The sequence below is a fragment of the Mesorhizobium sp. ISC25 genome (assembly GCF_042295465.1).
Classification (GTDB): Bacteria; Pseudomonadota; Alphaproteobacteria; order Rhizobiales; family Rhizobiaceae; genus Mesorhizobium.
The window spans coordinates 4497846-4515494 of the sequence record NZ_CP135441.1 but is presented as its reverse complement, the minus strand read 5'-3'; the positions used below and the strand labels follow the sequence as shown (position 1 = coordinate 4515494).

General features: G+C 63.3%; 20 protein-coding genes. 6 read left to right on the top strand and 14 right to left on the bottom strand.

From position 1 onward, the window contains the following. Nucleotides 1–33: 33 nt before the first annotated feature. Nucleotides 34–1068: an aspartate-semialdehyde dehydrogenase gene (locus tag RQ479_RS22335; protein WP_376702660.1), complete on the bottom strand. Its 1035-nt coding sequence runs from the start codon at nt 1066–1068 to the stop codon at nt 34–36. Nucleotides 1069–1174: 106 nt separating this feature from the next. Further along, nucleotides 1175–1318, bottom strand: coding sequence for a hypothetical protein (locus RQ479_RS22330; protein ID WP_376702659.1), 144 nt, complete (start codon nt 1316–1318; stop codon nt 1175–1177). Nucleotides 1319–1519: 201 nt separating this feature from the next. Here RQ479_RS22330 and RQ479_RS22325 point away from each other — a divergent pair, with 201 nt between their 5' ends. From RQ479_RS22325 to RQ479_RS22315, 3 genes are all read left to right on the top strand, one after another. Next, nucleotides 1520–3352 carry a DEAD/DEAH box helicase gene (locus RQ479_RS22325; protein ID WP_376702658.1) on the top strand — a complete coding sequence of 611 codons (1833 nt, stop codon included), beginning with the start codon at nt 1520–1522 and terminating at the stop codon, nt 3350–3352. Between the two features lie 85 nt (nt 3353–3437). After that, the gene (locus tag RQ479_RS22320; protein ID WP_376702657.1) at nt 3438–4151 is read left to right on the top strand and encodes a DUF805 domain-containing protein; all 714 of its coding nucleotides are present in this window, start codon (nt 3438–3440) and stop codon (nt 4149–4151) included. A 72-nt stretch (nt 4152–4223) separates the two neighbouring features. Next, on the top strand, nt 4224–4886 hold the full coding sequence (locus RQ479_RS22315) for a DUF805 domain-containing protein (protein WP_376702656.1): 663 nt from the start codon (nt 4224–4226) through the stop codon (nt 4884–4886). On the opposite strand, the gene RQ479_RS22310 is transcribed toward RQ479_RS22315, so the two are convergent. The 6 genes from RQ479_RS22310 to leuD form a co-directional block, all read right to left on the bottom strand. Next, nucleotides 4876–5361: a GNAT family N-acetyltransferase gene (locus RQ479_RS22310; RefSeq protein WP_376702655.1), complete on the bottom strand. Its 486-nt coding sequence runs from the start codon at nt 5359–5361 to the stop codon at nt 4876–4878. The genes RQ479_RS22315 and RQ479_RS22310 overlap by 11 nt on opposite strands. Nucleotides 5362–5365: 4 nt before the next feature. Further along, nucleotides 5366–6469, bottom strand: coding sequence for a 3-isopropylmalate dehydrogenase (leuB, locus tag RQ479_RS22305; protein WP_376702654.1), 1104 nt, complete (start codon nt 6467–6469; stop codon nt 5366–5368). A 135-nt stretch (nt 6470–6604) separates the two neighbouring features. Next, complete coding sequence (locus RQ479_RS22300; protein ID WP_376705994.1) at nt 6605–6955, bottom strand: VOC family protein; 351 nt, start codon at nt 6953–6955, stop codon at nt 6605–6607. A 51-nt stretch (nt 6956–7006) separates the two neighbouring features. After that, nucleotides 7007–7390 carry a RidA family protein gene (locus RQ479_RS22295; RefSeq protein ID WP_376702653.1) on the bottom strand — a complete coding sequence of 128 codons (384 nt, stop codon included), beginning with the start codon at nt 7388–7390 and terminating at the stop codon, nt 7007–7009. A 124-nt stretch (nt 7391–7514) separates the two neighbouring features. Beyond that, nucleotides 7515–8444: a hypothetical protein gene (locus tag RQ479_RS22290; RefSeq protein ID WP_352466521.1), complete on the bottom strand. Its 930-nt coding sequence runs from the start codon at nt 8442–8444 to the stop codon at nt 7515–7517. Between the two features lie 60 nt (nt 8445–8504). Next, complete coding sequence (leuD, locus tag RQ479_RS22285; protein WP_292663076.1) at nt 8505–9110, bottom strand: 3-isopropylmalate dehydratase small subunit; 606 nt, start codon at nt 9108–9110, stop codon at nt 8505–8507. Between the two features lie 167 nt (nt 9111–9277). On the opposite strand from leuD, the gene RQ479_RS22280 reads away from it, so the two are divergent. Next, the gene (locus tag RQ479_RS22280) at nt 9278–9703 is read left to right on the top strand and encodes a GNAT family N-acetyltransferase (RefSeq protein WP_376702652.1); all 426 of its coding nucleotides are present in this window, start codon (nt 9278–9280) and stop codon (nt 9701–9703) included. A gap of 106 nt (nt 9704–9809) precedes the next feature. Here the strand turns inward: RQ479_RS22280 and RQ479_RS22275 are convergent, their stop codons facing one another. The 5 genes from RQ479_RS22275 to RQ479_RS22255 form a co-directional block, all read right to left on the bottom strand. Then, entirely contained in the window at nt 9810–10205 is a 396-nt protein-coding gene (locus RQ479_RS22275) for a hypothetical protein (RefSeq protein WP_352466523.1), read from the bottom strand. Nucleotides 10206–10418: 213 nt separating this feature from the next. Next, nucleotides 10419–11585 (bottom strand): NAD(P)/FAD-dependent oxidoreductase, encoded by a 1167-nt coding sequence (locus RQ479_RS22270; RefSeq protein WP_376702651.1) that lies wholly within the window; start codon nt 11583–11585, stop codon nt 10419–10421. A gap of 30 nt (nt 11586–11615) precedes the next feature. Then, nucleotides 11616–13202, bottom strand: coding sequence for an ATP-binding protein (locus tag RQ479_RS22265; RefSeq protein ID WP_376702650.1), 1587 nt, complete (start codon nt 13200–13202; stop codon nt 11616–11618). Continuing rightward, on the bottom strand, nt 13190–13882 hold the full coding sequence (locus RQ479_RS22260) for a response regulator (protein ID WP_376702649.1): 693 nt from the start codon (nt 13880–13882) through the stop codon (nt 13190–13192). The genes RQ479_RS22265 and RQ479_RS22260 overlap by 13 nt, the downstream gene beginning before the upstream one ends. Before the next feature lie 4 nt (nt 13883–13886). Further along, entirely contained in the window at nt 13887–15437 is a 1551-nt protein-coding gene (locus tag RQ479_RS22255) for a DUF4173 domain-containing protein (protein ID WP_376702648.1), read from the bottom strand. A gap of 278 nt (nt 15438–15715) precedes the next feature. Here RQ479_RS22255 and RQ479_RS22250 point away from each other — a divergent pair, with 278 nt between their 5' ends. Both RQ479_RS22250 and RQ479_RS22245 read left to right on the top strand, forming a co-directional pair. Then, nucleotides 15716–16597, top strand: coding sequence for an HpcH/HpaI aldolase/citrate lyase family protein (locus RQ479_RS22250; RefSeq protein WP_376702647.1), 882 nt, complete (start codon nt 15716–15718; stop codon nt 16595–16597). Nucleotides 16598–16624: 27 nt separating this feature from the next. After that, nucleotides 16625–16831 carry a DUF1737 domain-containing protein gene (locus RQ479_RS22245; protein WP_352466529.1) on the top strand — a complete coding sequence of 69 codons (207 nt, stop codon included), beginning with the start codon at nt 16625–16627 and terminating at the stop codon, nt 16829–16831. Between the two features lie 250 nt (nt 16832–17081). Here RQ479_RS22245 and RQ479_RS22240 read toward each other — a convergent pair whose 3' ends face one another. Continuing rightward, nucleotides 17082–17504 carry a metallopeptidase family protein gene (locus RQ479_RS22240; RefSeq protein ID WP_023721935.1) on the bottom strand — a complete coding sequence of 141 codons (423 nt, stop codon included), beginning with the start codon at nt 17502–17504 and terminating at the stop codon, nt 17082–17084. Between the last annotated feature and the right edge of the window lie 145 nt (nt 17505–17649).

Below are 17649 nucleotides of genomic sequence, written 5' to 3'. Positions count from 1 at the left end.
CGTGTAGCGGCGATACGGCCGTGAGCGAAAAAGTTATGCCGCTTTCTTCTTCGGCTGGATCAGCCCGCGCTCGACCAGCAGCTCGGCGATCTGCACCGCATTGAGTGCCGCGCCCTTGCGCAGATTGTCGGAGACGATCCACATCGACAGGCCGTTGTCGATGGTCGAATCCTCGCGGATGCGCGAGATGAAGGTGGCGTCCTCGCCGGCCGATTCCAGCGGCGTGATGTAGCCGCCGTCCTCGCGCTTGTCGATGACCTGGCAGCCCGGCGCCTCGCGCAGGATCTCGCGCGCCTCATCGGCGGTGATCGGCTTTTCGAACTCGATGTTGACTGCTTCCGAATGGCCGATGAACACCGGTACGCGCACGCAGGTCGCCGTCAGCTTGATTTTGGGGTCGAGCATCTTCTTGGTCTCGGCCACCATCTTCCACTCTTCCTTGGTGAAGCCGTCGTCGAGGAAGACGTCGATATGCGGGATGACGTTGAAGGCGATACGCTTGGTGAACTTCTTGACGTCGACCTGGTCGGCGACGAACACCGCGCGCGTCTGCGTGAACAATTCGTCCATGCCTTCCTTGCCGGCGCCGGAGACCGACTGGTAGGTGGCGACGACGACGCGCTTGATGGTGGCGGCGTCATGCAGCGGCTTCAGCGCCACGACAAGCTGCGCCGTCGAGCAGTTCGGGTTGGCAATGATGTTCTTGCGCGTGAACAGCGAAATCGCATCCGGGTTCACTTCCGGAACGATCAGCGGCACGTCCTGGTCGTAGCGGAAGGCCGACGAATTATCGATGACGACGCAGCCCTGCTTGCCGATCTTCGGCGACCATTCCTTGGAGACGTTGCCGCCGGCCGACATAATGCAGATGTCGGTGTCGGAAAAATCATATTGGTCGAGCGCCCTGATCTTCAGCGTGCGGTCGCCGAACGACACTTCGGTGCCCTGGCTGCGCCGCGAGGCCAGCGCCACCACCTCGCTCACCGGAAAGCCGCGCTCTTCCAGTATGTTGAGCATTTCCCGGCCCACATTGCCCGTGGCGCCGACGATCGCAACCTTGAAACTCATCGAAATCTCCTGTCCCTCTCCGCTCGTTTTCTGGAGAAAACCCGCCGGCCGATGCGGGTTTCAACCCCCGGGCCGGACCCGGGAGAGGGTGGTTAGGCCAAGGGAATCAGACCGTTTTGGTGGTCGTTTTGCCGGTTTTTTTGAACGTGATTTTGCTGGAACGGAAAGACGCGCCGAAGCATCCGGCCCAATGGTTCGCATTGGGGCCGGGAATGTCGAAGGCAAGAAGCGCCATCAAAAGGCCGCGCATCGAAAACTATCCCGTTCGGTGCCGGCTTTTACGCGGTTTGCGTCCAGAGTCAATCGCAACCAGGCCGACCCGCCCGCCCTGTACAATGACGGCGGCACCAAGTACGAACGAGCATCGTCTGGCTCGTGGCGCCCGTCCGTGGCGTTTGCCGACATTTGACCCGTCGCCGGGTATTCAGAATCCGAATTTCGAAAGAGTAAGATGTCCAATTTCGAAGCTATTGTCCCCGCGCTGGCAAAGGCGCTGGAAAAACGCGGCTACGTCGAGCTGACGCCGGTGCAACAGGCCGTTCTCGAGCTTGGCCAGGCCGATGCGCTGGTTTCGGCCCAGACCGGCTCCGGCAAGACCGTCGCCTTCGGTCTGGCTTTGGCGCCGACGCTTCTCGATGGTGCCGAGCGCTTTTCCCATGCCGCGGCACCCCTGGCGCTGGCTGTGGCGCCGACGCGGGAACTAGCCTTGCAGGTGACGCGCGAGCTGGAATGGCTCTATGAGCTGACCGGGGCAGCGATAGCGTCCTGCGTCGGCGGCATGGACATGCGCACCGAGCGGCGCGCGCTGGAGCGCGGCGCTCATATCGTCGTCGGCACGCCCGGCCGCCTGCGCGACCACATCACCCGCAATTCGCTCGACATGTCGGCGCTCAAGGCAGTGGTGCTCGACGAGGCCGACGAGATGCTCGATCTCGGCTTTCGCGAGGACCTGGAATTCATCCTCGACGCGGCACCCGCCGATCGCCGCACGCTGATGTTTTCCGCCACTGTGCCGCGCTCCATCGCCACGCTGGCCAAGGGCTACCAGCGCGATGCCGTGCGCATCTCGGCCTCCGGCGAGGAAAAGCAGCATCTCGACATCGAATACCGGGCGCTGAGCGTCGCCCAGGCGGACCGCGAAAACGCCATCATCAACGTGCTGCGCTTTTACGAAGCCAAGAACGCGCTGGTGTTCTGCAACACGCGCGCCGCCGTCAACCATTTGACGGCGCGCTTCAACAACCGCAACTTTTCCGTCGTGGCGCTGTCCGGCGAGCTTAGCCAGAACGAGCGCAGTCATGCGCTGCAGGCGATGCGCGACGGACGCGCCAAGGTCTGCATCGCCACCGACGTCGCGGCGCGCGGCATCGACCTGCCCAATCTCGAGCTGGTGATCCATGCCGACCTGCCGACCAACCCGGAGACGCTCCTGCACCGAAGCGGGCGGACAGGACGGGCGGGACGCAAAGGCGTCAGCGCGCTGATCGTGCCCAATAATGCCCGCAGGCGCACCGAGCGGCTGCTGCAAAGTGCTGGCCTGGCGGCAACCTGGGCGAGCCCGCCGTCGGCAGACGACGTGATACGGCGCGACGACGAGCGCATTCTCGCTGATCCGGTCTTCAGCGAGCCTGTGAAGGATGAGGAGCGCGGCTTCGTCCAGGCGCTTCTCGATCAGCACGGACCCGACCAGGTCGCCGCCGCCTTCGTGCGGATGTGCCGCTCCAGCCGCTCGGCGCCGGAGGACCTTCTCGACGTGGCGCCGTTCACGCCGTCGGGCGAAAAATTTGCGCGCCGGGACGAGGCGCCGAGCCGCCGCGACGATTTCGGCGACAGCGTCTGGTTCTCGCTGTCTGTCGGACGCCGACAGAATGCCGAGCCGCGCTGGCTGATCCCGATGCTGTGCCGGACAGGCGGCATTTCCAAGCGTGAGATCGGCGCCATCAAGATGCAGCCGGAGGAAACCTTCGTGCAGATCGCGGCGGACTGGGCCGAGCGCTTCCTTGCTGCGATCGGTCCCGACCACAAGCTGCAGGGCAACATTGCGGTCAAGCGGCTGGACGGCACGCCGGATTTGTCGCGGGCCGGCTATCAGGAACCACGGCCCGACAAGAAGCCGCACCGCGGCAAGCGCACCTTCGATCAGAACGCGCCCAAATTCGAGAAGCGCGCACCGGCCGACCAGCGCCCGGCATTCGAGGCAAAGCCCTGGGCCGGGAAACCGGCCAAGGCGAAGTTCGAAGGCGGACCGGCGAAACACAAGAAATCGAAGAAACGGCCGGGGTAAATAGCCGGCACTCTCCATTTCCGCACGCCCCTTGCGGTCTGCCCGAACTTTGCACAGTCTGGGTCGGGGCAATCGGGGGCAAGGCATGCGCGGCGAAGTTCTTCATTACGACGAAGACCAGGGTTTCGGTTTCATCACCGGAGCCGACGGCAACCGCTACACTTTGGCGCGCGAAGATTTGCGCCGCGAAGCATCGGTTGCCGGAGGCACGACTGTCGAATTCCAGCCGGCTGGCGGACGGGCCCGCGATGTTTTTTTGATCCGCGCCCAACCTGCCAGTGCGCCCGCCGACGCCTCCGCTGCAACCGCCGCGCCGTCTCAGGCCGGCAATGCGCCAGCGGCAGGTCAGCCGCAACATTTCGGCCGTTCCGCTGAACAAAGTCCGGCCGAATCCGCCGGGCTGTGGAACTATTTCCGGCTGGGTCTGACCGAGAATTACTTCAACTTCGCCGGCCGTGCCCGCCGCAAGGAATATTGGGGCTATTGCCTGTTCTGGACGATTGCGCTGATCGTGGTCATAGGGCTCGGCGTCTTCATCGACGACGCCATGGGCAATCTCGACAACAGTGAATTGCCGGCAGTGACGGTCGGCCTCTGCGGCCTCTTCCTGCTGGCGACAGCCCTGCCGTGGTTCGGGCTCAACGTGCGTCGCCTGCACGATATCGGCCTGACCGGCTGGCTCTTCCTGCTTTTCCTGATCCCGACCTTCGGCGGCCTGATCATCCTGATCTTTGCGCTGATCCCGACCCAGTCGCGCGAAAACCAATGGGGTTCGGTGCCGGCGGGTGTCGGGGTTTAACTTTAACGCGCATCTTGCAATTGTATGCAACTTTAAATAGCATAGCTGCGACGCAATCCAGGGGGGCAGGCAATGCGCGGCGCAGTGTTTCACTACGACGAGGATCAGGACTACGGCTACATCAACGGAGCGGACGGCAAGCGCTATATCTTCGCGCGTGAGGATGTGAGCCAGGGAGTGTCGCTTGCTAGGGGCGCGCTTGTCGAGTTCCGAGCGGATGACAGGACGGCGCACGATATCGTCGCCATAACGGCAGCAGCGAGCGATACCTCGCCGTCACGCGCGGCACAACCGCAACGGCCTGGCCGTGCCGCCGAAAATCAGCCGGCCCAATCCATGGGCTTATGGGCCTATTTCCGGCGCGCGCTAGTTGACGACTATCGCAATTTCACCGGCCGCGCCCGCCGCAAGGAGTTCTGGGGGTTCTATATCTGCTCGATCGTCGTGCTCGTCGCGCTGTCCGGGTTCGGCATTCTCCTCAACCTGGCGATAAGCGGTTTCGGTGACGGCCCAAGGACGTCGCTCGGCTACCTTCCTGCTTTGTTTTTCGTACTGGCAATGATGCTGCCGTTAATCGCGCTTATCGTGCGCCGTCTGCACGACATTGGGCTAACCGGATGGCTTGCCTTGCTTTGCTTCACTCCGGCTGGCGTGACCTTTCTCATCCTCGGATTGGTTCCGTCTCAAGTTGGCGAAAATCGCTGGGGCGCGATGCCGGCCGGCGTCACGGTTTAGCGACCGCCTTCAGCGCCTCGCTCGAAAGCCTGAGGAAGACTTTCTGGCCATGCCGCTCGGCGCCGAGTCCGTCGTAGAAGCGCAGCGCACCCGCGTTCCAGTCCTCGGTGGTCAGGTCGATGCGGCCGATGCCCTCGCGCAGGCAATGGCCGGCGAGGAATGCCATCAGCGCTCGACCGACACCGCCATTGCGGGCATCATCGCGCACGAACAGGTCCTTGAGGAACAGCAGCCGCTCGAGATCGATGCCGGGATGCGCGATCGCAACCGAAGCCAACCCGCAAACTTCGCCATCGACGAAGGCGAGCGCAAAATGCGGATAGGCCGGGCTTTCGTCGCCAAGCCATTTCTGCGCCGCCGACAAAGCCTGGCTGGCGTCGAGTGGCGGCTGCCGGTAATGCACCGCCATTTCGCAAAGCATGGTGGCGAGTGCCCCGGCATCCCCGGTCGTCGCCCAGCGGACGTCGACCGACATGGGATCAGCCCAGGAACTTGGCGATGATCGCGTCGCCCATCTCAGCGGTGCCGACCTCGGTCATCCCCGGTGAATGAATATCCCTGGTGCGCAAGCCCTGATCGAGAACGGCGGCGATCGCGCCTTCCAGCCGGTCGGCCTCTTCAACCATGCCGAAGGAATAGCGCATGCACATGGCGAAGGAGGCGATCATGGCGATCGGATTGGCGATGCCCTTGCCGGCGATGTCGGGCGCCGAGCCGTGCACCGGCTCGTAGAGCGCCTTGCGCTTTTTTGTCTTCGCATCCGGCGCGCCGAGCGAGGCCGACGGCAGCATGCCGATCGAGCCGGTCAGCATGGCGGCGATGTCGGACAGCATGTCGCCGAACAGATTGTCGGTGACGATGACGTCGAACTGCTTCGGCCTGCGCACCAGCTGCATGCCGCCGGCATCGGCCAACATGTGATCGAGCTTGACGTCGGCATACCTGGCCTTGTGCGTCTGGGTGACGACCTCGTTCCACAACACGCCTGATTTCATCACATTGCGCTTTTCCATCGAGGTGACGTGGTTCTTGCGCGTGCGCGCCAATTCGAAGGCAACGCCCGAAATGCGCTCGATCTCGAACGTATCGTAAACTTGGGTGTCGATGCCGCGCTTCTGACCGTTGCCGAGATCGATGATCTGCTTCGGCTCGCCGAAATAGACGCCGCCGGTGAGCTCGCGCACGATGAGGATATCGAGCCCCTCGACCACCTCCTGCTTGAGCGAGGAGGACGCCGCCAGCGCGGGATAGCAGATGGCGGGTCGAAGATTAGCGAACAGTTCCATGTCCTTGCGCAGCCGCAGCAACCCGGCTTCCGGGCGCACCTCGTAAGGCACGGCATCCCATTTCGGTCCGCCGACGGCGCCGAACAACACCGCGTCCGCGGCCATTGCCTTGGCCATGTCGGCATCGGAAATCGCCGCGCCATGTGCGTCGTAAGCGCAACCGCCGACAAGGCCCTCATCGGTGACGAAATCGCTGCCGAACCTGTCGTTCATGGCGGCGATCAATTTCTTCACCTCGGCCATCGCCTCGGGGCCGATGCCGTCGCCGGCAAGCAGGAGAAGATTTTTCGAAGCCATGGGAACCGTCCTGATTGTATTGTCAGCCCGCGGCCTTGCTAAACGCCAACCGGCCGGCGCGCAAGCCCGCGGTTCAGAGCGTCGGACCCAAAAGTGGAAACCGGTTTTGGGGATCCGATGCTTAAGCCAAAACGCCTACAGATGCGAAAGGATATTGACCAGCCCCCCGAACGGGTCGCGTACGAAGAAGCGCCGCACGCCCCAGGGTTCGTTCGCCGGACCGTATTCGATGGCAAAGCCGGCCGTCCTCATGCTTTCAAGCGCGGCATCGACGTCGTCGACCTCGATAGAGATGTCCGGCACCGGCGTTCCTGATCCCCCTTCGGCCATGAAACTGACCTGTACGGACATCGTCTCTTGCGAGCCATAGGTAGCGATCCAGCCCATATCCATCTTGAGATCGAGGCCAAGCACATCCTGATAGAAGGGTTTTGCCGCCGCGATATCCTGCGTGTCTATGTTTGCAACGATGCGTCTGACCTTCACCATGGGCCGATCCTCGTTCTAACCGTGTCGTTGTCGCAACCGTGACAGGCATCAGGCTGTGCGCCGCAGCGCCGTCACCTCGATCTCGATCTTCATTTCCGGCTTGTTGAGCTGGCACACGATCATCGTTGCTGCCGGCCTGATGTCGCCAAACGCCTCGCCGAGGATCGGGAACACCACGTCCACGAAAGCCGCATCGGTGATATAATAATGTGCCCGCACCACGTCAGCCATTTCGAAGCCGCCATCTCGCAACGCCTTGGTGATCGTCGCCAGGCAATTGCGCGTTTGTGCCTCGACGGTCTCCGGCATCGACATGGTCGCATAATCGTAGCCGGTCGTTCCGGACACGAAACACCAGTCGCCCTGCACCACGGCGCGCGAATAGCCGGCGGTCTTCTCGAAGGGCGAACCGGTGGAGATCAGTTTTCGCATGGTGTCCTCCTTTTTTCAGCGTGGGCCGTTTGGTGAAAGCGGCGGTGACGGCCGATCTCCCCCCAAGTGGGGGAGATGTCCGGCAGGACAGAGGGGGGCGCGAAGGATCGCGGCAGAACGATTTCTAATTCGGCGACCCCAGCGCCTTGTCCAGCGCTTCCTTGATCTCGGCCGGCCATGTACTCACCGCTGGCCACGCGTCCGGCTCGGGCTTGTCGCCGCGGCGGGCGAAATAGAGCTTGTGCTTGACCGGGTCGGCCGCCATGAAGCCGTCATTGCCGCCGCAATCATGCGGCACGCAGCCGCTGGCAAAAAAGGCGCCCGAAGCGGTCTTCTCAGTACCGCCGCCGACCAGCAGGCTGGTCGCCATGTCGGGCATGTCCTTGCCGAGCAGCGTCTCGGCTAGCCTGTAGACCGCTTCATTGTGAAAGGCGTCGATGATGTTGTCGTATTTCGACGGATCGACGTCTTTCCAGTCGGTGCCCGGCTCCGGCATGTAGGTCAGATTGCCGGACGTCGTCAGTCCGGCCGTCGGCGACCATTGCAGCGCCGGCTTGGAATCGCCCGGCAGCAGATAGGGCACGAAATAGATCGCGCTGTCGGAGATCGCAGCCGGCGGTGCGCCGCATTCATCCTGCTCGACCGTGGTCGTCTGGATCGCGCCGCCTTCCGGCTTCCACACGATCACCTTGGCCGGACCGCACTGGTTGCCGCCGTCGCCGACATCGACCAGCGCCACCTTGACGCCGCCGACCTCGACGATCTTGTCGAAGAAGACGTCGTAATTGCGCGCCAGTTCCTCGCCGTCGAAGGCGAGCACCCGTTCCCCGTACTCTTCCTCCTGGGTGATGGTCAGTTGGCCGCCCTCGAACGGGATCGGCGCCTGTTTGTCATCGTCGGCTAGGGCTGCATTGCTCAACGCGCCCTGGTCGGCGGCCGTGCCGGGCGCATCGTCAGCCGGCACGAGCACCGTGTCGGTCTGTGCATGCGCGCCAGCCATCGTCATCAGAATCCACGCCAGCGCGCAGGCGCCGGCAAGAAGCGAACGTGTCATGACTGTCCCTCCGTTCAGCCTCCACGAACCCGGCCTGTCGCGGCCGGGTCATCGTACCGCTCAGGCCCAGGGCCGCAGCTCGGCGTTCTTCTTCTCGAACGAAGCGATGGCGCCGGCCTTCTCCATGGTCAGGCCGATATCGTCGAGGCCGTTCAAGAGGCAGTGGCGCTTGAACTCGTCGAGGTCGAACTTGACGACGCCGCCGTCCGGCCCGCGGATTTCCTTGGCCTCGAGATCGACCGACAGCGTCGCGTTGGAACCACGCGACGCGTCGTCCATCAGCTTCTCCAGGTCTTCCGGGCTGACGGTGATCGGCAAGATGCCGTTCTTGAAGCAGTTGTTGTAGAAAATGTCGGCGAACGAGGTCGAGATGACGCAGCGGATGCCGAAATCGAGCAGCGCCCACGGCGCGTGTTCCCGGCTCGAACCGCAGCCGAAATTGTCGCCGGCGACCAGGATCTGCGCCTTGCGGTAGGCCGGCTTGTTGAGCACGAAGTCCGGGTTTTCCGAACCGTCGTCCTTGTAGCGCATTTCGGCGAACAAGCCGGTGCCGAGCCCGGTGCGCTTGATCGTCTTGAGATAATCCTTGGGGATGATCATGTCGGTGTCGACATTGACGATCGGCATCGGCGCGGCGACACCGGTGAGCTTGGTGAATTTTTCCATGGTTCTTGCCCGTCTTCTTCTCGTTGCGGGGAATTGCTGGCGCCCGGTTTACACAATGCCGCGGGCAAATAAAAGACGGCTGTTTTTGGACTTCCGTCGTCGATCGAAACACAAGATCGGTACAAAACAGCTTCAAAATCACCGGCCCATGGTGCACTTTTATCGACATGACAACGCGATCCAAGGTCCTCTACGCCAGCGAACCGGGCCTCGGCACCGCCGAGTTCCGCCGCGTGCTGGTGGAATCCGGCCTCGGCGCCAACCGCCCCGTCGATGACGACACCCGATTGAAGGCGATGCTGTCAGCGGCCAATTTGGTGCTCACCGCGCGTCTCGACACAGAAGACAACCCGCTGGTCGGCGTTGCCCGCGGTGTCACCGATTTCTCGTGGGTCTGTTACGTTTCCGAGCTCGCCGTTTGCAAAGCGGCGCAAGGGCTCGGCATCGGCAAGGGCCTTCTCGATGAAGCGCGGCGACAACTCGGGCCGTCCGTCGCCATCAGCCTGATCTCCATGCCCGACGCGGTCGGCTTCTACGAACGGATCGGCATGGAGCGCGTGTCCGACGCGTTCTGGTTCGGCCGCAAGCGCTGACGCGTTGCCTTGCCAGCTAGTGGTCGAAATCTGACGCTTGGTAACGGGGCCGTAAGCCCGTTCGGAGTGGAAAGCGGACGCTACCATGTGCTTTTTGGCAAAGCGCTCAGTGCGCGCGTGACGCAAGGTGAATTTCAAGCGGCTTTGAGATGAGGCCTTTATCAACGATGGCTTCAAGCGTCTGCTTCGTCAGACTGATATCGTCATATTGCTGCGGAACCGACAAAATTAACCCTCCCTCTTCGGGCGTGGCATAAAACACTACATAGCCATTCGCCTCACCGGCGAGAGGGAAGGCGATAGTATTGATTTCAGTATCCATTACTCGCTTGCCAAAAAAATAATTGGCACGATTATTCTGCTGACGTAATTCAAACTCCTGATACTGGAGAACAGAGTATATACGTTTGTTCTCCGGTGACTCAGGGTCGTTGCTGCATCCAGAGAATGGGACAATTGCGAACATCAACACTGAAAGGGCCTTCCAACTAGTGGAGATCATGTCAAATTCCTGCTTTCCATGGCTCTTTAAGTATCTGCCCTAGATGTCCGAAATGGGCCGGCAGCGGTATTCCGTTTCGGGTACCAGGCGTCAGGTTTTGACCGCTAGCGGTGCGGACTTTTGATGTCGGCGGGACAGCACCCCCTCTGTCCTGCCGGACAGAGGGGGGTGGGCGGGAACTCGACAGAGCGGCTTATTCTGCGCGGCCTTCCCTCAAATCACGTTCAATTCCCGAAACGCCCGCCCTTCGGCGACCCGGCTGTACCCAAAGGCAGAGCAATCGACCGTGCGGTAGCCGCCATGCACGATCAGTTCGGCCAGCGCTTTGCCGACCGCCGGCGCCTGCTGCAGGCCGTGGCCGGAGAAACCGTTGGCGAAGAGGAAATTACCGACCTCGGGATGCGGGCCGATCACCGCGTTCTGGTCGAGCGTGTTGTAGTCGTAATGGCCGACCCAGGCGCGCGTTGGCTTGATCGCCTCGAAGGCCGGAATGCGGGTCGCCAGCACCGGCCAGATCACCTCTTCGAACAGCGGCCAGTCGGGGTCGAAGTCGGCGGGATCGGCTGGTCCTTCGCCCTCTTCCGGCTCGGCGCCGCCGGTGATGTAGACCGAGCCCTCCGGCCGGACATAGATGCCGCTCGGGTCGACCAGCAGCGGCATGTCGTCATATTTTTCGCGCGCCTCGAAGACGAAGACGTTGCGCTTGCGCGGCTCCACCGGCAGCGCCAGCCCGGCCATCGCTGCCACCTTGCCGGCATTCGGCCCGGCGGCGTTGACGACGGTACCAGCCTCGAGCCGCTCGCCATTGTCCAGAAATACACCAGTGACCCGGCCGCCTAGCCGCTCGATACCCATCACCGACGCCGTGATGAAATCGACGTTCTTCGTCCGCAGTGCCTTGCGGAACAGCATCAGCATCGCATGCGCGTCGAACCAGCCTTCGCCGCTGCGGCCATAGGCGCCGGCGGAAATGCCCTCGACCGACAGCCACGGAAAGCGGCGGACGAGCGCCTCGGCATCCTCGAGCACGATGTCGGCGCCCTCGGCCATCTGCGCCTCGTAGTTGGCCCGCAGGATCGGCAGCCCGTTCTCGCCGGCAAGGATGAGATAGCCGCCTTCGCGAAAGCCGATATCGGCGTCCGCGCCAAACTCTTCCTTCAACCGCCGGAACAGTTTCAGCGTGAACTGCGACAGCCGGATGTTTTCCGGGATCGAGAACTGCTGGCGGATAGAGGCGCAGGACAGCGTGGTCGCGGCGCGGGAAAATTGCGGGTCGCGCTCGACAAGCGCGATCGAGCCCGAAAACCCTTCCTCGCGCAGATAATAGGCGACCGAGGAGCCGACGATGGCTCCGCCGATGATGACGATGTCGTAATGCACCTTTTCGCCCTTCCGATCTGAACCGCCGAGTCACGCCGCCGGCAGGATGATCTCGAAGCGCGTGCCGCTCGCCGAGTCAACCAGCCGGATCGTGCCATCATGCGCTTTCAGGAGGGCCAGCACGATGCCGAGGCCCATGCCGGTGCCACCGGAATCGCGGCGCGTGGTGAAGAACGGCTCGAAGATGCGGCCTCGGTTGCTGGGCGAAATGCCGGCGCCGTCATCGTCCAGCACAATGGTGGCCTTGCCGTCCGCGCTTGCTGCCGTGACCGATACCAGCGTCGCGCCGTGCCGCGCCGAATTGTCGATAAGGTTGGCCAGCGCGATCGCGGCGTTTTCGGCCGATATGCGCAGCCCGATCTCGGCGCCCGCCTCGAGGCGCACCGCCAGCCTGTCATCGGCCGGCAGCAGCGCCAGTGCCGCACCAAGCGACGTCTTTTCGCCGCTGGGCTCGAGATTTTCGGCGCGCGCCAGGTCGAGCAGGCGACGCACCAGCAGATTGAGCCGGCCGGCATCGGTGACGATATTGTCCGAGAAACGCCGCCGCTCGGCCTCGTCCATCGCGCTGCCCGAATCGCGCAGCAGTTCGGCCGCACCCTGGATCGCCGTCAGTGGCGATTTGAGCTCGTGCGAGACGTGGGTGGCAAAGGTCTGGATGCTGTCGGAGCGTGCGTGCAGCTTTTCGGCCATGTCGAGGAAAGCAGCGGAGAGCGCCGCCATTTCGCGCGTGCCGTGGTGATCGAGCGGCCTGATCGCCGCGCGGTCGCCGGCGGCGATGCGATTCGTGCGTTCCATCAGCGCATAGATCGGCCGGCTGACGGTGCGCAGGAAGACCAGCCCGATCAGCAGCGTGCCGCCTAGAATGGCGATTGCCGCCAGCGCCACCTTGCCGCGCTCGCCATAGAGATGCTTGACGATATTGTTGGGCGTCCGCGACAGATAGATCACACCGGCGACCTTGCCTTCGACGGCAACCGGCATGGCGACAAAGACGCGAACTTTGGTGCCGCGGCTGACCGAATAGAGCGGCGGCGACGGCTGGTCGGGAACCCGCAGCCTGAGCGCGCTGGCGTAGCGGCCGGCAAGCGCTGCGCGAACCTCGTCGACAGCCGCGAGCGACAGGCCGGCCTCCTCACGGCCGGCGATGACCACGCCTCTGGGGTCGAGCAGCCGGAAGCCGGCTAGCGTGGTCTTCTGCGTCTCGGCAAGTATGCCCGACAGCCGCGCGCCGATCGCCGCGAAGGCAGGATCGACGCTGGCCGCGGTGGCTGCGGGCCGGGTCGGCAGGATCCTGTCGGACGCAAGATCGAGGCGCGGCTCGATCGGCAGGTAGCGAGAAGCCCGATCGCCCGTATCGGGTGGAGGCATGGGTGTGCCGAGCTTTTCCGGGGCAAGGTCGGCCTCACGGACCTCTTGCGCATAGATCGCGGCAAGGGCGGCACCTTGTGCGATCAGCTCGGCCTCGGTCTGGCGGATCAGCTGGTTTTCGTAGAGCCGGAAGAAGAACAGGCCGGCCAGCGGCAGTGCCATCACCATGATCAGGATGGCAATGACGACCGTGGCGAGCCGAGGCCGCCATTTGCTGCCAACCCATTTTTGGGCGCTCAACTCCCGCATTTACCCAGCCGGAAGCCGACGCCGTGCACGGTCTCGATCGCATCAAGGCAGCCGACCGCTGCCAGCTTGGCGCGGATGTTGCGGATATGGCTGTCGACGGTGCGGTCTGCGACATGGATGTTGGCGGCATAGGCATTGGCCATCACCATGTCGCGGCCAAGCACATGCGCCGGCCGCGCCAGAAATCCTTTCAGGATCGCGAATTCGATCGAGGTCAGCGCCAACGGCTTGCCGTCGAAGCTGGCTGTATGGCTTGCCGGAACCAGCAACAATCTGCCATGCGAGAATTGCCGGTCGTCGGCGGGTTCCGGCGTGGGCCGGGCGCGGCGCAGGATGACATTGACGCGGGCGACCAGCTCGCGCGGGCTGAACGGCTTGGTGACATAATCGTCGCCGCCCATTTCCAGCCCGAGGATGCGGTCGATCTCTTCATCCCGCGCGGACAGGAACAGCACCGGCACGTCGGATGTGTGGCGAAGCCGCCGGCACACTTCCAGCCCCTCCATTTCCGGCATGCCGATGTCGAGCACGACGAGATCGGGCGCACGGCGTTCGATCGACTGCAAGGCAGCCGCGCCGTCCGGCACCGCCAGCGTTTTCATGCCGGCCTTTTCCAGTGCGAAGCAGATGATTTCGCGAATGTGCGGATCGTCGTCTGCGACCAGTATGTGGTGCGGCATCAAATCAGCGGCCCGGCATGAAGGGTTCGGACATCGGAGGAACCACAAACGGGCCACGCCTGTCGAGGGTGCGATCGAGCCGCCAATTGCGAAAGCTCCACGCGCGCCAGTTTTCCTGGCCGGCGCGGAAGCGTGCTTCGTCCTGTGCATACCAGCTTGCGAGTTCGCGGATGGAGGCATCCTCCGCAGAAACCGTCCTGCTCTGGTGCTGGACGAAGCGATCGAGCGCCGGCAAGGCGCCGGGCCCGAGCGAGCGCAGGTACCAGACGTCGAGCTGGGTGCCTTGGCCGGTCATTTCGAAGCAGTGGTCGACATTGTAGTTGGCGATCAGCGCGGCAAAGTTGATGAACGAGCAGGCATAGAGCGTCGCTGATAGCGTCAGAAGATTGGCGGAAAGCAGCCATTCGTTGGACTTTTCGCGCGCGATGCGGGCTATGATCAGGACAAGGCCCGCCGCCACCAGCCCCATCCAGACGAAGGCGGCGACACGCCAATAGGTCAGCGCATAGATGCCGACATAGAGATCGAGCCGCAGGATCGACGAGATGACCAGGACGATGTTCTGCGCCACCCAGACATAAACCAGCCGGCGGATGAGCGGATCGCCGGAGGTCTCACTTCCCGGCCTCAGCGCCGCCAGCACGAAGCCGGCCGCCAGCAGCGCCGTGACGATCAGCGGGTAGGCGCCGCGATGCGCGTAGGCGGCATAGGTCAGCCCGTCGGGAAGCGCGATGCCGCCCCACAGATAGGTGGCGTCGAGTAAGCTCTGCACCGCGAACAGGATGTTGAAGACGACAAGCGCGCGGAGAATGGCGGCCTTGCCGAAGACGATGTCTTCGATCGTGGGACTTATGGCTGGCTTTGCCGGTGCGCTGGCAGGCGTTCCCAACCGCGGAATGCGGCGGCGAAAGCGCGACAGGCGCGGCCGCAGAAAGGCCCAGACGCCGGCAAGCACGAACAGCCAGAAGGCGAGACGTGGCAGCTGGATGAGGTCGAGCAGTGCCATCAGGTCGATCAGCGAGAACCAGTATTCGATGACCGGATTGGCGGCGCCGAACAAGGCGAGGAACACCGCGCCGAGGCTCAGCGGCATGACCCAGACGGCGATCGCCGCAAGGCGCACGCGCCGCCGGCCAAGCCGCCGCGCCGCCTTGCGCCAGCGGAAGAAATCCAGGACGAGCCGAAATGGCGTTGCTAGCAGGAACAGCGAAAGTTGGCCGGCAATGCGGGCAAGGCCGGACTGCAACCGTCCGGCCAGTGAAAGCGCGAAGATGGCCGTCGCCGCCAGCGCGATCGAGACGGACAGTGCGCTGACATTTTCCACAAGCGGCAGCAGCGCCATAAGCAGCGCAACCGGCTTGAACCAGAACCTGCCATCGTTGAAGATGCCGAGAGGATGGAGAGCCATGCTCGCCGCGGCAATCGCAACGCCGAACAGGAAAAGCGTGATGCCCGCCGGTTGGCCATAGAAAAAAAAATCGGCCAGCGCGACGAGCAGGACGGCAATGCCAAAGCGGCTGCAATAGCTCGGCGCCGCCGAGAGGAATACTGTCATGATCGGGCTTTCTCGGCGGCTTTGATGCGGCCGGTAGGCAGGGATTTGCGGACGAAAGGGAGGAGGTTTGCCGAAGCCCGGGGCGGATCGACGAGCCACCAGCTTTCGCGGCGAAGCCGGTACGGCAGGGACCAACGGGAGTTCGTTTGCTCTTGCATACCGCCCCTGTCGCATTCTGTCGGGCGGCAAGCGGGGCGGAGACGAGGAGATTTTCCGAAATTGCGTGCAGTTTTTATGCACGGCTTGCCTCGGCCGGTTGCAGGCGGCATAGATCGGAGATGACTGCCGAACCCTCCCGCCCGCGCCGCTCGGTGCTTTACGTCCCGGCTTCGAACGACAAGGCACTGGCCAAAATCCCGTCGCTGGCCTGCGATGCCGTCGTCATCGATCTTGAGGACGCCGTCGCCCCGGCCGACAAGCCTTCCGCGCGCGAAAAGCTGGCGGGGATTTTCGCCGGCCGTTCCGATCGCCGCTGCGAGATGGTCGTGCGCATCAACGCGCTGTCGAGCGAATGGGGCGCCGACGATCTGCTGGCCGCGGCAAGATGCACGCCCGACGCCATCCTGCTGCCGAAGGTCGACACGCCGCGCGACATCCTCGAGGCCGGCGACGTACTCGACGACAATTTTATCGCCGACGAGGTCAAGCTGTGGGCGATGCTCGAGACGCCCAAGGCGCTGCTCAACATCGGGCCGATCGCCGAGCTCGCCCGCGACCCGGCCTCTCGACTGGTTTGTTTCGTTGCCGGAACGAACGACCTGGTCAAGGAAACGGGCATTCTCGCCACGCCCGATCGGCGCTATCTCGTGCCGTGGCTGATGCAGATGGTGCTCGCGGCGCGTGCCGGCAGCCTCGACCTGCTCGACGGCGTCTTCAATGATTTTCGCCATATGGACGGCTTTGCGCGCGAGTGCACGGAAGCGGCCGCCATGGGTTTTGACGGCAAGTCGCTGATCCATCCAGCCCAGATCGAGGCCGCGAACCGCGCCTTTGCGCCGTCGCCCGAAGCAATAGCCGAGGCGCGCGCCGTCAAGGAAGCCTTCGCGCTCGCCGAAAATGCCGGCAAGGCGGTGATCGCGCTGAACGGCAAGATGGTCGAGCGGCTGCATCTGGCACAGGCCGAAAAACTGCTGGCGAAGGCCGCCGCTGTTCGCGCATGATTATCGTAACTGACGACAGGATTGAAAATGAAACTCTACCGCTTTTTGTCCGGCCCGGACGACGCCAGCTTCTGCCACAAGGTGACGGCGGCGCTCAACAAGGGCTGGCATCTGTTCGGCTCGCCGATCTATGCCTATGACAAGAAAGCCAAGACCATGCGCTGCGGCCAGGCGGTGGTGAAGGACGTCGAGGGCCAGGAATACGGCCCCGACACCAAACTCAGCGACTGGTAGCGCTGACATCGCTTTGGGTGCCCGCGAATGCGGGACACTTCTGGACGCTGGCGGGACAGCGCCCCCCTCTGTCCTGCCGGACATCTCCCCACACGGGGGGAGATCGGCCGTCATCCCAGGCTTTCGCCAATCTCCAAGGTTGCAGGACCGAGCGAAGCGTTAAAGCTGCCAATCTCCCCCCTCGTGGGGGAGATGTCCGGCAGGACAGAGGGGAGCGCGAAGGAACGCTGCGGTCTCCAGTCAAACGACGTCACTCCGCTGCCTCTTCGATCTTCTCCATATCATCGTCCGACAGGCCGAAATGGTGGCCGATCTCGTGGATCAGCACATGGGTGACGATGTCGCCCAGCGTTTCCTCGTTCTCGGCCCAGTAGTCGAGGATGGCGCGGCGGTAGAGCGTGATGCGGTTCGGGCCTTCGCCGGTCTGCGGATTCCAGCGCTCGGCGATGCCGCGCCCCTCGAACAGGCCGAGCAGGTCGAAGGGCGTTTCCAGAGAAAGGTCGTCCATGATCTCGTCGGTCGGGAATTCGGCGATCTGAATGACGATCTCGCCGGTCAGCTTGCGAAACTCCTCCGGCAGATGGGCATAGGCCTCCAGCGCCAGGAGCTCGATTTCCTCCATCGTTGGCGAAAGCTGGTCGTGCCAGATGCGTGTTTGGTAGATGCGAGCCATGCTTTGTCCTTTGATCCCGGCATATAGGCTTTCGGGCCAGACTCGGCAAATGGTCGGGCTGGAGTGCCCGTGTCATGCCATCAAGGCAGGAATAAATTCCCCATGACTCCGCTTGACTCTTCGGGCGGCCTCTGGAATCTATAGG